The 14,081-nt window shown below is 53.9% G+C and carries 9 protein-coding genes and 1 pseudogene; 5 read left to right on the top strand and 5 right to left on the bottom strand.

Annotated elements, in window-relative coordinates:
* Positions 1 to 280: 280 nt before the first annotated feature.
* Complete coding sequence (locus GXP58_12030) at positions 281 to 487, top strand: hypothetical protein (protein NOY54322.1); 207 nt, start codon at positions 281 to 283, stop codon at positions 485 to 487.
* Here GXP58_12030 and GXP58_12025 read toward each other — a convergent pair whose 3' ends face one another.
* Both GXP58_12025 and GXP58_12020 read right to left on the bottom strand, forming a co-directional pair.
* On the bottom strand, positions 488 to 1,429 hold the full coding sequence (locus GXP58_12025; protein ID NOY54321.1) for a cation transporter: 942 nt from the start codon (positions 1,427 to 1,429) through the stop codon (positions 488 to 490). It lies immediately after the preceding gene.
* A 54-nt stretch (positions 1,430 to 1,483) separates the two neighbouring features.
* Positions 1,484 to 2,020, bottom strand: a complete 537-nt coding sequence (locus tag GXP58_12020) for a methylated-DNA--[protein]-cysteine S-methyltransferase (protein ID NOY54320.1) — start codon at positions 2,018 to 2,020, stop codon at positions 1,484 to 1,486.
* A 155-nt stretch (positions 2,021 to 2,175) separates the two neighbouring features.
* Between GXP58_12020 and hflX the strand changes: the two genes are divergently transcribed.
* The 3 genes from hflX to GXP58_12005 all read left to right on the top strand — a co-directional run bounded on the left by hflX (position 2,176) and on the right by GXP58_12005 (position 7,894).
* Complete coding sequence (gene hflX, locus GXP58_12015; GenBank protein NOY54319.1) at positions 2,176 to 3,837, top strand: GTPase HflX; 1,662 nt, start codon at positions 2,176 to 2,178, stop codon at positions 3,835 to 3,837.
* Positions 3,838 to 4,487: 650 nt separating this feature from the next.
* Positions 4,488 to 6,689: a DUF1926 domain-containing protein gene (locus GXP58_12010; protein ID NOY54318.1), complete on the top strand. Its 2,202-nt coding sequence runs from the start codon at positions 4,488 to 4,490 to the stop codon at positions 6,687 to 6,689.
* Entirely contained in the window at positions 6,686 to 7,894 is a 1,209-nt protein-coding gene (locus tag GXP58_12005) for a hypothetical protein (GenBank protein ID NOY54317.1), read from the top strand. Before GXP58_12010 ends, GXP58_12005 begins: the two co-directional genes overlap by 4 nt.
* A 111-nt stretch (positions 7,895 to 8,005) precedes the next feature.
* On the opposite strand, the gene GXP58_12000 is transcribed toward GXP58_12005, so the two are convergent.
* A complete protein-coding gene (locus tag GXP58_12000; GenBank protein NOY54316.1) occupies positions 8,006 to 8,881 on the bottom strand; it encodes a TIGR02757 family protein in 876 nt (291 codons plus the stop codon).
* Positions 8,882 to 8,891: 10 nt separating this feature from the next.
* A complete protein-coding gene (gene eno / locus GXP58_11995) occupies positions 8,892 to 10,220 on the bottom strand; it encodes a phosphopyruvate hydratase (protein ID NOY54315.1) in 1,329 nt (442 codons plus the stop codon).
* A 1,039-nt stretch (positions 10,221 to 11,259) separates the two neighbouring features.
* Here eno and GXP58_11990 point away from each other — a divergent pair.
* The gene (locus GXP58_11990) at positions 11,260 to 13,434 is read left to right on the top strand and encodes a diguanylate cyclase (protein NOY54314.1); all 2,175 of its coding nucleotides are present in this window, start codon (positions 11,260 to 11,262) and stop codon (positions 13,432 to 13,434) included.
* Positions 13,435 to 13,733: 299 nt separating this feature from the next.
* On the opposite strand, the pseudogene GXP58_11985 reads toward GXP58_11990, so the two are convergent.
* Positions 13,734 to 13,943 (bottom strand): annotated as a pseudogene (locus GXP58_11985) (zinc ribbon domain-containing protein).
* Positions 13,944 to 14,081 lie beyond the last annotated feature (138 nt).

The raw sequence follows: 14,081 nt of genomic DNA, 5'->3' as shown, positions 1-14,081 counted from the left end.
GATGGTGTCGTAAAAAGTCACGAAGCCCTTCGACCCTTCGACCAGCTCAGGACAGGCGTGCTCAGGGCGAACGGTGTAAGTGATTGATATTCCGTTCGTGTGGTTCGGCAAGCTCACCATGCTCGGAAGCCTGTCGAACCATGAACGGAATCCGGAAAACGACTTTTTACGAGAGCATCCTCCTTGACTTTTGGAAAAACCGCTATATAATACAAACAGGATCAAATTACTCTACTTTGTAGACTTATAGATAAACCGTTTTCTGATAAAGGAGCGAACGATGACCTGCCCCAAGTGTTCTTCAACCATGTACAAGGCCAGCATGAATTATGAATCCAACGGGATCGACAACTTTTCGATCCTGAGCGAAAGCTACTTCTACAAATGCCCGATCTGCGGTCACCATCATTTTATGACCTCGGCAAATCCGAAGAAAAAATTTGTTTTCGGTCAGAAGATCAAAGGGGTCCCGGTGGCCGATGAGTGATCAAGACCCATCTGCGGGGGAGGAAGGTTCGGTCTTGTAGAGGCACTGCTCCCGTATCCGGGGGCATTCCATGTCACAGGGCTCGATATGGATCATCACGTCGGAGTTATTGATATCCTCTTCAATCTTTTTCTCCAGCTCCTCCGTAATTCCGTGTGCTTCGTCAAGAGTGATATCCTTGCAGATCACCAGATGAAGATCGATCATCTTCTTTGAACCCGACCGCCGGGTCCGCATCCGATGATAACCGATGATCTCCTCGCAATGATCGAGGATGATCCGGTCGATTTTTTCCTCCATTTCCGGGGAGATGTTCTGATCCATCAGGGCGGCGAGGGCATTCCGAAAGAGCTTCAGTGCGGCATAGAGGATCCAGCCTCCGATCAGGATTGCCGCCGCCCGGTCGAAGAAGATTTTTCCACTCCATCGGGAAAGAAGCAGGGCCAGCACAACGCCGGTATTGGTCCAGGTATCGATGGTGAAATGGAGGGCGTCGGCTGCAAGAAGGGGGGAATCGGTCATCCGGGCGAACCGGGCCAGACGTCTTCCCACAAGATAACTGATCACGCCGGAAAGAGCCATCACAAAGATCCCCACATCGAAGACGGGAACGGCCTCGACAAGCAGCATCCGGCGAATCCCCTCCCCCATCAGCAACAACCCGGCCAGACCGATGATCCCCGCCTGGAAGAGAGAGGCGATATTCTCGATCTTCCCATGACCGTAGGGATGTTCCCGGTCGGCCGGTTTGATCGCCTGCTTCATGGAGAAATAATTGATCCCGGAAGCAATGAGATCCATGAGAGAATCAACACCGGCTGAGATCATCCCAAGGGAATGAAGCAGAAAACCGGTCGTTAATTTCAGAACGGCAAGACCGAGGGCGGCCCCCACGGAAAACCGTGCCGCACCGATCTTTTTCACATTATCCGCCTGTCCCATCCCTTTTCCCTCCAGACCGGTCGCTCCCCCCTTTCCCCTGCTGTGAAGTAATTTTCATCTTCGCCTCCGGGTCATCGAAGACAGGTCAACCCCCTCCAGTGCCAGCAACCGTTTTTTGAGCAGGGTCCCGCCCCGGAATCCGCCGAGTGAGCCGTCCCCGGCGATCACACGGTGACAGGGGATCAGTAAAGGAAGTGGATTGGCGGCACAGGCGGAACCCGCCGCCCGAAAGGCCCGGGGACTTCCCGCCTGCACTGCGACCCACTGATAACTTCGCACTTCCCCGTAAGGGATCGTCTGCAGAACCTTCAAGACCCGTTGCCGAAAAGGGGGCAACCCGGTCAGGTCGGCCTGCAGGGCAATCTCCTCGGAAGATCCGTCAAGATATCGACTCACTTCCCGGATGACGGGCGCCAACTTTCCGGAGTTTTCCCGCAGGATCCCAGGGAACCGCTTCAAAAGCTCTCTTTGCGCCCGCTTCACCTCATGCGGCGACAAGACGATCGCGGTGACTCCGGTATCGTTCCCGCTGACCCAGACCGGGCCGAAAGGCGAAGCAAACTCGGCATAGCAGAGTTCCCCTTGTGCCATTGTCCTCTTTCCTGAAAGCCTCTACCATTTTCTGCGAAATCTAAATTACCACGCAAGCGGAAGGAGAGGCAAATATTTCTTTCCGAATCTTGCGGCAAGCAGCGACCGATTGTCGCAAGGTCCGCCTTGATCTTTTTTCCTTCCCTGTCTATAATTTGTTCGCAGGAGGTTGCACCATCAAGAATATCTTTGGAAATACCGTCGGCCTCAAGCCGAGCCAGATCCGGAAGATCGAGAAACTCTACCGGCGAAGGATCCCGGCGGATGAGGTACTCAACCGGGACCTGGCCCGTTATCTCACGGAACTCTCTTTTGAAATCGGAAGACAGATCGGGCTCCTTGCCGACCGGAAAGGAATCATCCGCTTCGTCGTTGTCGGGGACCCGAAGGGCCTGTTTCTGCCCGATCTCTCCCGATACCGGACCTCCTCCTCCCGACTTTGCGGACTCCGCCTGATTCACACCCACCTGAAAGAAACCCCCTTAAGCAGCGACGATCTGACGGACCTGGCCCTCCTGCGGCTCGACCTGATCGCAGCCGTCTCCGTCGGTACGCAAGGTCTCCCCGGCCGGGTCTTTCTGGCCCACCTCATGCCCCACCACAAGGATGGCGATCCCTGGAAAATCCTGCCACCACAACCCCTCGAAGGGATCAAGATCGACTTTCTCCCCTATGTTCTCGAATTGGAGAACAGAATCAACCGCTCCCTCCCGGAAGGAGCTTCTCTGAAACGAAGCGACCGGGCAATCCTCATCGGCGTCACCACCCGGAAGCGGGTAAGGGAGGAAGAGGCCCTCCTGGAGTTGGAGGAACTGGCCCATACCGCGGGGATCGAGGTCCTCGATCGTATCCTGCAGCGCAGGCCCCGGATCCATCCCCGCTTCGTCATGGGAGAGGGAAAGCTCAAGGAGCTGGTCATTACCGCCCTGCAAAGAGGCGCCGACCTGATCGTCTTCAATCAGGATTTAACGGCCGGTCAGGCACGATCCATCGCCCGGCTCACGGAGATGCGTATCATCGACCGAACGCAACTGATCCTTGACATCTTTGCACAGCATGCCATGAGCCGGGAAGGCAAGGTCCAGGTGGAACTGGCCCAGCTGCGGTACCTGCTTCCCCGCCTCGGAGAAAAGGACTCCGGACTCTCCCGACTCACAGGCGGAATCGGAGGAAGAGGACCCGGAGAAACAAAATTGGAGATCAGCCGTCGACGAACCCGGGACAGAATCAATCGCCTGGAAAGAACATTAAAACAGATAAATCTGGGAAGAAAACAGCGCCGGGCCCGGAGAAATCGTCAGGAAATCCCCATTATCTCAATCGTCGGTTACACCAATGCAGGGAAATCAACCCTTTTAAACGCCCTTACCCGGAGCACGGTCCTCACAGAGGATAAGCTCTTCGCTACGCTCGACACCGCCACCCGCCGTCTTCGTTTCCCACGGGAACGGGAGGTGATCATTACCGACACGGTAGGTTTTATCCGGGACCTGCCGGAGGACCTTTTCGGCGCCTTTTCGGCCACCCTCGATGAACTTCAGGATGCAAACCTCCTGCTCCATGTCGTCGACCTCTCCAGTCCCTCCTTCGAAGACCATATGGAGACGGTGGAGAAAGTTCTTGCCGATCTCGATCTGCTCTCACTCCCTTCCCTTCTGATCTTCAACAAGATCGACCGGCTCCCCACAAAGCAGGCAGACAGACTTGCAGAACGGTTCAAAGCCATCCCGGTCTCGGCGAAACAGAAAAAAGGACTCCGACGGATTACACGAGCAATTGAAGAAATACTATGGGAACAGAAGGAAGAATCGGCATGAATATTCCATCACCGAGAGAAATCTTCTTGTGCAAAATTGCACTTTGCCCTGTTCTTTTCTGCACAAGCGCTCAGCCCTTGTCCTGCACCGCTTTCCCGGACAGGAGATGGAACCCGAAAGAAAACATGGATAAAAATGGACAAAACGGGAACCGGGCATACTTTCAGAACAGTCGCAAAACCACATGTATTCAATGACTTATCCATATCCAGTGATTCGGCACACAGATTGCAGTGCAACTATATACAAAGCACCTTAATTAAGTTTCCTTTTAACAGGCCGCTTAATTAAGTCTGTCCTCCTTTCTTGAACTGACCGGCTCTCGGGCCGGTCAGTTTTTTGTAACGACTCAGGTCACCCCTCTTTTCCCGCATGACTGGTTACGCCTTCGGCGTGCCCCGCCTGAGATTTATCTTTGCCGCTTTCCGCGGTTCTGAGGAATAAGGGATCTTGGGGTGTTCCGGTGCTCAAATCCTCAACGTATAAAAATACGCCTCCGGTTTTGCGCTCCTCACGCCTTGTCCTGCCGAAAAATAGAAGCAACCTGAGTCGTTACAGTTTTTTGCGCTTTCGATCCTGACAAAGGTTGCTTTCGATCAGCTCTTTGTCTATAATCGCAACGACTTTCAAAGATCCCCGGAGAAATATGCATGGCAAAACCGGTTACACTCCTTCTTGCAATCCACAATCATCAACCGGTAGACAACTTCTCCCAGGTACTGGAAACCTCTTACCAAAAAGCTTATCTTCCCTTCGCCCGCGCACTGACGGAACACCCCCATATACGTGTGACTCTCCACTATTCCGGTTTCCTTTTGGAATGGCTGAAGGAAAACCATCCGGAATTCATCAAAGAACTTTGCAGTTTGGTGGGAAAAAATCAGGTCGAACTCATGTCCGGAGGGTTTTACGAACCGATCCTGACCACGCTCTATGAATCGGACAAACAGGGACAGATGAGCAAGCTGACCTCTTTTCTCCGGGAGACCTTTCGGACCGAACCGAAGGGGATGTGGCTGGCGGAACGGGTCTGGGAGCCCCACCTGGCGGAATCGCTCCATAACGCCGGGGCAAAGTATATCGTCATCGATGATCACCATTTTATCATGGCCGGTCTTCGAGGGGAGTCCCTTCACGGATATTACATCACGGAAGAAAAGGGAAAGATCCTGAATGTCTTTCCCGGCAGCGAACGCCTGCGCTACCTGATTCCTTTCCACCCGGTGGAAGAAACCCTCGCCTACCTTGACGAAATGCGGAATACCTCGGAGACCCCGCTTGCGATTATGGGAGACGATGGAGAAAAGTTCGGCGTATGGCCCGGGACCTATCATTCCGTCTACGAGGAAGGCTGGCTCTCCCGCTTTTTCGAGGCCCTGGACGAAAACCGGGACTGGATTGAGCCGAAACTCTTCTCCGAGGTCCTTCAAAGCCACGCCCCCCGAGGACGGATCTATCTTCCCACCTCTTCCTATATGGAAATGGCCGAATGGTCGCTGCTGCAGAACGCTTCGGAAGAGTTCCGGCACTTGAAAGATCGGCTCGCCGAAGCCGGTCTGGAAGAAATGGCCCGCCCCTTCCTGGCCGGTGGTTTCTGGCGAAACTTCTTTTCCAAATATCCGGAGAGCAACCGGATGCACAAAAAGATGCTTTTTGTCAGCGACAAGGTTCACCACCTCCCTGACGGAAAGGAGAAAGAGACCGCCCTCAATGAACTGTGGAAGGGACAGTGCAACGATGCCTACTGGCACGGTGTCTTCGGCGGGCTCTACCTGCCCCACCTGCGTGCCGGCATCTACCGTCACCTGATCCGGGCCGAGGCCATCGCCGACACCCTCCTGCATGACGGCCGGTCGGTCTGGCTGGACACCGTTCATGCCGATCTCGACAAAGACGGCGCTGAAGAGATGATTCTGAACTCGGAAAGCTATACGATGATCTTCGCCCCCCACCAGGGCGGCACACTCATCGGCCTCGACTTCAAACCCCGCTCCTTCAACCTGCAGGATACCCTGACCCGGATCCCTGAATTTTATCATCAGGAGATCAGCCGGGCCCTCACCGCTCCGCAGGAGGGGGGTGTGCAGACCATTCATCATCAGGTCATGGCGAAAGAAGAAGGACTGGCGGAACGGATTGTTTATGATCCCTATCCCCGACATTCCCTGATCGACCATTTCTTCCCGGACAAAACATCCATGGAGGCCTTTCAGCAAGGGAAATACGATGAGGAGGGAGACTTCGTAGCCGGAGCCTACACCGCCTCCCTCGCGACCACCGGGAAGGGGACCGGTCTCTCGCTGACCCGGAAAGGCGCCGTCCGTTCCGCGCAGGGGGCCGGGAGGCCGAAAACAGTCCGGGTGACAAAAACCATCCACGCAACCGCCGGGGTTTCGTCGGTGACAATCGATTACAGCATCCGCAACACGGGACCGGACGATCTTACCGGCCGCTTCGGGATTGAATTCAACATCACCCTGCTGGCCGGCAATGCCCCGGACCGTTACTACCGGATCAACGGGGAGAAACCGGTTCCCCCTCATCTTGCCGGAACGGGAGCGATGGACGGAGTGGAACGCCTCGTCCTGACGGATGAATGGAGCGGCATTCGGTGGGGGATCACTGCACGGCAACCGGCCGGCCTTTGGCGCTTTCCGATCGAAACCGTCTCCCAGTCGGAAGGAGGCTTTGAGAAAATCTATCAGGGTTCCTGCCTTCTTCTGCACTGGGAAATGCGTCTGGCCCCGGGGGAAGAAGCCCTCCTGCAACTCAACATGGAAATGAGTGATCTTTCAATACGGCAGGGGGAAACGACTGAGAATCGAACCGAAACCCTGAGGGAGTCTCCATGAAACGTATCCTGCTGATCCTTGTCCTCCTCGGCCTCTTTCCCCTGCTCCGGTTCCCGGTGCCGGTCGTCGCGCATGCCGCAGGGAACACCGTGAAGAAAAACGACTTCCCGGCCGTCATCCCGACCTATATCCGGAAACAGGTTATGCAGAAAGTGTGGAAGGAAAAAGTGCTCCCTTTCCCGGTCCGCTCCGCGGTCATCGGAGATCTCGACGGGGATGGGGAAAACGAACTGATCACCACGGATGGAAGGATCCTTCGTATCGTACAGTGGAAATACGGACGGTTCCTAACTCCCGGCACGAAAGAGCAGGAGAAAAAGGGTTTCTTTTCCTTCCGGATCTGGAAACATAAAGACGCCGAATCTCCCCTCGATGCCGTCAACCAAGATAACAGGAAGATCCGTTACCTCTCCCTCGACGCAGGTGATCTTAACTGCGACGGCAGGGATGAAATCCTTTACCGGGGAATTCGGAACCATCAACTCTTCTCCGGTATCCTGACCTTTCAGGAGAAACACTTTCGGAGGGCGGTCATTCCCGGCGTCTATCTGCAGATCCTTCGGGATCCGGAAGATCATCCTTTCCTGGCGGGACAGTCTTTTACCCCGGGCCGGGACAAGATCGGCCGCTACCACTGGGAGGGAGGACGGATCCAGCGGGCAGGACCGCTGAATTTCCCGCCCGGAGCGGCTCTCTATGCTGCGGGAAGCCACTATTCACGGGATGCCGACGGCTCCGCCTATTACAGCCTCTCCGGAACGGGGCAACTCCGCTTCTATGCCCCCGACCTGCGGGAGATCACAAAAATCGATGCTTTCAGACTTCCCGATTTTCACACATACAAGATCCGTGTGCAAAATCCCGCAGGGGGGACGCTGAAGAAAAAATTGAAGATTCCCAATCGCATGCTTTCCGGTGACTACGATCAGGACGGCCGGGATGAGTTACTCCTGATCCTGCAGCGGCCGATCCTGAATGTCCGGCTCATCAGGAGTCTGTTGACCCGGGAGAGCGTAGCCGATCTTGTCCTGGCCAACGGTCAGGTCAGGGAGTACTGGGATACCCAGCCGATCTTCGGAAAAATTATCGACCAGGCCGTGGGAGATATCGATAACAACGGGAAAAGGGATCTGATCCTCTTCCTCCGGGAGGGAATGATTCCTTTCCGGCAAAAAACCCGCCTGTTGATCTATGAGCTGCCCTGAAGACATTTTCGCACCCTGCGGGATCACCACGATCATGCAGCGTCGGAAAATGATGATCACGGAGGGCAACCCACCTCATGACCAATAGGCATCCATAATGTGAGGAAACAATCATCGCTGCCGGGAGTTTTTCCTGCAGGTCCACTCCAGAACGCAGGCGGCACACCCGGCGGCATTTACCTCTTTTCCACACTGCTGCAAAATCCCCAGATGGGCAAGGGCAAAATCATACCGGACGGGATCTTCCGGATCGAGGCGCCGAAGTTTCTCCGTAATCTCCCGAACCGCCCGCCAGTCGGCCGCCGTCCGCTTCGTCAGTCCGATCCGTTTCGCAATCCGCGCGACATGCGTATCCAGGGGAATCAGAAGCTTGGCCGGAGAAATCTCCCGCCATAGTCCCAGGTCAAGGGAATCACCGCACCGGACCATCCAGCGAAGATACATATTGAGCCGCTTGCAGGCGCTTTTTTTCCGGGGAGAGGGGAGCAGAAAACGGACCCCCGCCGTCGGAGGGAGAGGCCTTTTCCCGTAGAGGGGGGAATAATCAAGGGCAAGAATATACTCCACGAAACGAGTCAGAGCCGGGCCGATATCGGGCTCGGACGGAGCATAACCGGCCAGAAAAAGACCCTTTACAGATCCGAATTCCTTCAAGACCTGCTGCAAACCGATCAGGAGGCAGATCAGGTCTTGATCGTTATTGAAGCGATGCACCAACCCCGAGAATTTCGGACCGTCCCGCACAAGATCAAAATTTTGCACGAAGGCATAGGGCGCCCCCGCCATGGGGGCAAAGATCCCCTTCAGGGTCTTTAAGATCTGCGGGACCCTGCCATAGGAGAAAGCCGCCGCAATCAAACCGGCCACCTCCCGGTCTTCCGGCCGGGAAAACCGGTGAACCATGGAAAGGGGGTCGGCCTGCAGATAACGGATATCGTACGTCCGGTAGAGATCTTCGAGAGATTGCCTGAGACGGGAGATCTCCATCATCTCGAAATCATTTCGTTCCCTTCCCCTTCTTCCAGGAAAAAGCGGCGGGAGATGCAACCTGGTAAAAAACATCCCGCCCGGGGAAACGGGCCGCCGAACCAAGTTCCTCCTCGATCCGAAGAAGACGGTTGTACTTCGCAATCCGCTCACTCCGACTGAGGGAGCCGGTTTTTATCTGGCCCGTCCCTGCTGCAACAACAAGATCTGCGATGGTCGTATCCTCCGTCTCCCCGGACCGGTGGGAAACCACCGAAGTATATCCGGCGCGGCGGGCCAGCTCAATCGCCTCGAAGGTCTCCGTCAACGTACCGATCTGGTTCAATTTAATCAGGATGGAGTTCGTCACCTTCCGGTCGATTCCCATCTGAAGACGTTTCGTACTCGTCACGAAGAGGTCGTCTCCCACTAACTGGACCTTCTCTCCCAGCCTTTCCGTCATGATCTCCCAGCCTTTCCAGTCATCCTCGGCCATCCCGTCTTCGATGCAGATAATCGGATACTGCCGAACGAGGTCCTCGTAATATTCGACCAGCCGGGCAGGACTTTTTGTAGAACCGTCGGACTTCTTAAAGACATATTTACCTTTCTCGAAAAACTCGCTGGCAGCGGGATCAAGCGACAGGGCAACCTCACGGCCCGGCTTGTAACCTGCACGACAGATGGCTTCCAGGATCACCTCAACAGCCTCCTCATTGGAAGAAAGGTTCGGCGCAAAACCGCCCTCGTCCCCCACGGCCGTATTGTATCCCTTCTTCTTGAGAATCGCTTTCAGAGCATGAAAGACCTCGGACCCCATCCGGAGTGCCTCGGAGAATTTCTTTGCCCCCACGGGCATCACCATGAACTCCTGGAGATCAACATTGTTGTCGGCATGGGAACCGCCGTTTAATATATTCATCATCGGCACGGGAAGGAGCGTGGCCCGTATCCCCCCGAGATAACGGTAAAAAGGGATCTCCAGAGCCGCTGAAGCCGCACGGGCGGCGGCAACGGAACAACCGAGTATGGCATTGGCCCCCAATTTCCCCTTGTTGGCCGTTCCATCCAGACGAATCATGAGGGCATCGATCCGTTCCTGTTCCAGGGCATCCATCCCCTTGAGTTTCGGTGCAATGATCCGGTTGACATTCTGTACCGCCTTTTTGACCCCTTTACCGAGATAGCGTTTGGAATCACCGTCGCGCAGTTCCACCGCCTCGTGTTCCCCCGTAGATGCCCCGGAAGGAACCGCCGCCCGACCCGTAACCCCGCAGGCCAGCGTCACATCGACTTCAACGGTCGGATTGCCCCGTGAATCCAGAATCTCACGCCCCTTTACGTCTGTTATACCGGTCATTCGAGATCCTCCTTTTCGATCAAAAAAAGCAAAGCACCCTTTCTCCATGATTTTTCAGATTATTACCATACCCCGGAAAGGATGTCACGTATTTTCCGTAACGCTCCACCGGCAGGAGCATGAGACTTGCCGACACCGTGCAAGACCTGAGGCTGTGCGGAATGACGCACCGCGAGACAATTTTGCCACAGTAGCTTAACTTATTAGAATCATTACATTTATTAATATATAGCCTTCTTGCATGGTGGTGATTTGTCCCAATTGCTTCCAGGCCAGTCCCGAGAAAAACAGGACCTGCAACAAGATTACACCTTTTGTTTCAATAGGTTATGGATCATTTAACCGACATCAGGTGAATTGGCATGTTGATTGCTTCGTCTATGTATCGGTAATGAAAAGAAAACAAGCGTCTGACATCATCCCCCCATGATGTCATTCCCAAAAGGCGTCCCGAAATTTGTGGACGCCTTTTTATTTGTTTTCATACTGCTTTCCGGAATTCTATTGCATCATGTTTTCGGAGCAAGGCTTCCCCCTCCAACGGCATCACCCCACTCTTTTCAAAAGTACCGCATCTTGCACTATGGGAAAAAAATCACCTAATAAGTGAAAAGTTTTTCCTTTTTTCTGTAAACTTTTACACACTGTCACCCCGCCGAAGAAATGAAAGATCATGAATCCGGATAGAAGATTCGCGAACAGATTCCGTATAACTCCTTGTGATACAAAGGCTGCCGTTCGATACTGAAAAGAGGAGGGGCAGTAAAAACCCGGGCCGCAGCCTTTGGCACGGCTTTTGCTATTTTACATCTATGATGGTGTCGTAAAAAATCCTTTTCCGGATTCCGTTCATGGTTCGACAGGCTCACCACGAACGGAATATCAATAACTTACATCGTTCGCCCTGAGCCTGTCGAAGGGCTTCGTGACTTTTTACGAGACCATCATCTATCTATCAGTAGTTTCGGTTCACTGCAGTGGTTCTCCAGATTCGGCCCGTTTCTACGACAGGAGCAACTTATGATGGGAAACAAAAAGAATGTCTGACACCGGACGATTTATCAAAGATCCGATTGCCCGGAAATATATGCTCGACATCTCCCCGGAAATCAGTCAGGACTTTGCTTCCAGAAAATTCCAGGAGATCAACATCCTGCTGAAGGCGGGCATGATCTCCAACCTGAACATGGAGTTCAAGGTTTCCCTGCATGTTCTTTGTGACCTGGTCAGCGAAATGATCCCCTATGACCGGGCCCTGCTCTACCTGCGGAACAACGACCTCGATATGGTCAGACCCTTCATTATTCGAGGATTTTCTCAGGAGATTGCAGGACCCCTGACACAGGGGAACCTTTTTGTAGAATGGTGTATGCAGAGCGGGAAGACCTTCTTTGTTCCCTGCGGCAGCGACGACTTAGTGAACCGGTGCCTGACTTATGCCGATGCCGCCTCGATGATCTCCGTGCCGATCTATGCAAGCAACAACATTATCGGAACCCTGCAACTCTTCAGCAAGGAAACGAATTCCTTTTCGGAAGATGCCGCAAAACTCCTCTGGCTGCTCATGATACAGTCCGAAGCACTCTTCCGGGATTATGAAACCAATGGGCAGGAAGACACCGCTGTTCCCCTGCACAACCTTCCGGGACAGGCAAATCTCCTGCAGTTCCATGAACAATTGGACCGGGAGATCGGACGAGCGAAACGTCGGAAAAATCCCATGTCCCTCCTCCTGATGGAAATGGACCATTGGGACGAATATGTCAGGCAGTGTGGACATCTCAAAGGTGAACAAACACTCCGTGAAATCAGCACCATACTTATGGATCAGATCCGGCAGATCGATACCGTCTGCCGGTACGGCGAAGATCGATTTGCTTTGATCCTGACGGAAACCGACCGGAAGGGCGGATTGGTTTTCGCCGACCGGCTGCGGGAAACCATCAGTCGTCACCTCTTTCAGGATGAAACGGGAGAGCGATCCGTACGGATCAGCATCAGTGCGGGGTTGGTTACCTTTCCCTTTGATGCGAAGGACAAGATGGCCCTGATTCATTCCATGGAAGAGGCCCTGCAGACCGCCCGGGAGCAGGGGGGGGACCAGGTCACCCAATATCCGCAACAGGATCCTCGTGCAGCGGAACCCGAGGCGCTTACACAGCAACTCGATTTAAACCGGGTCACCCGCACAATTCATTCCGTTTTCAATATGGGACGACTGATTGAGCTGATTGTGGAAGTCGCCATGGAGACCCTCCATGCAGAGAAAGGCTCCCTCCTCCTTGCGGAACCCGGCACCGGCCAGTTTGTTATCCGGGCGGCCTGCGGTTTCGGGAACTACACCGAATTGATTAAGAATACCCGGGTTCCGGCGGACAAAACAGTGACCGGCTGGGTTGCTGCAGGAGGAAAACCGGTTGTGGCGGAAACCATAGAATCCATCCCCGCCGTTCACAAGAATCTTTACAAAGACTACAAAAACGGATCTTTCCTGTCGATCCCCCTGCGGATGGATGGGAAAACTCTGGGGGTGATTCACCTCTCAAACAAAACGGACGGAGGAACCTTCACGGAAGAGGACTTACGGAAAATCCTCCCATTAAGTGCTCACCTGACTGATTTTCTCAAGGAAGGGCTCCGCTTCGAAGAAATTCAGAACAGATTCTCTAAAACAGCGCTTGCTTCGCTGGCCATGGTATTGGAAGCCAAGGACACATTCCACAACGGCCATTCTGAGCGTGTTGCCCGGTATACGGAAAATCTTGCAAAAAGGATGAAGCTGACAGCACAGGAGACCGAAAGGCTCATCCTCTCCGCCCGGCTGCATGATATCGGAAAGATCGCTATCCGGAGTGAACTGTACAATAAAAAAGGGAAGCTCTCCGAAGAGGAGACCGCCATCATCCGGCGCCATCCCTTCTTCAGCTGGAAGATCCTGGATGCCCTGGCGACCGAGGAAGAAGAGGTCAAAAATACGGTCCTGCAACATCATGAAAAATTAAACGGATCCGGTTACCCCTACGGTCTGGTAGGGGACCAGATCCCCCTGCCGGCCCGAATCCTTTGCGTTGCAGACACCTTCGTCTCCATGACTTCCAATCGGGCATGGCGGAAGCCCTTCTCCGAAAAAGCCGCCCTGCAAGAAATGCAAAACCTCGCCAACGTCCATTTCGACCCGCAGGTCCTGCAAAAACTCTCCGAGATTGTTCACTGATCCTGTAGAAACCGGCACAGGTCCCCTCCTTGCCCCTTTTTGCGAAGTGGGGTAAGATCATCTATTAAAAACCCGAATAATAAAAAAGATGGAAAGAAACACCGGAATTACGCAGATCGACCGGGATGCTTTTTACGGCAGTTTTCTCTTGATTCCCCCGCCGGGGGAACTTTCTTCCAGCCTCACCCGCCCCCCTTGTAGGAGAGAAGGCCGAGCAAAGCAATAAAAACGGTCAGAATGACCCAGACCCAGATTTCATTCATAATGGCTACTCCTGCCGACGGCAGGGATCAACTCCCTCACGAAAACCCACCACGGGGAACACAGCCGCCGCCTCCCTGCGTGAGTCCATCACCGCAGGATCCATGAATTGTTGAAGCGGACATCAGTTTTGTGCAATCACCCTGGCCACACTTCGGGCACTGCACCCCCTCGGCCGAAGCGCCGAGTCTCTGGAGGATCTCAAAAATTTCACCACATGCAGAACAGGAATATTCGTAAAAGGGCATCGCTCATTCATTCCTTTCCAAACAATGAAATTTCTTCTTCATTCCATATACAATGTAAATATATTGAAGAAACCCGGAAGAGTCAACCCAAATCCACTCCCCAAGGGGTCAAGTCTGCTCTTGGCTTACCTTGATCCA

It is taken from the genome of Deltaproteobacteria bacterium (assembly GCA_013151235.1).
Classification (GTDB): domain Bacteria; phylum CG2-30-53-67; class CG2-30-53-67; order CG2-30-53-67; family CG2-30-53-67; genus JAADIO01.
This window is presented reverse-complemented; position numbering and strand designations above follow the sequence as displayed.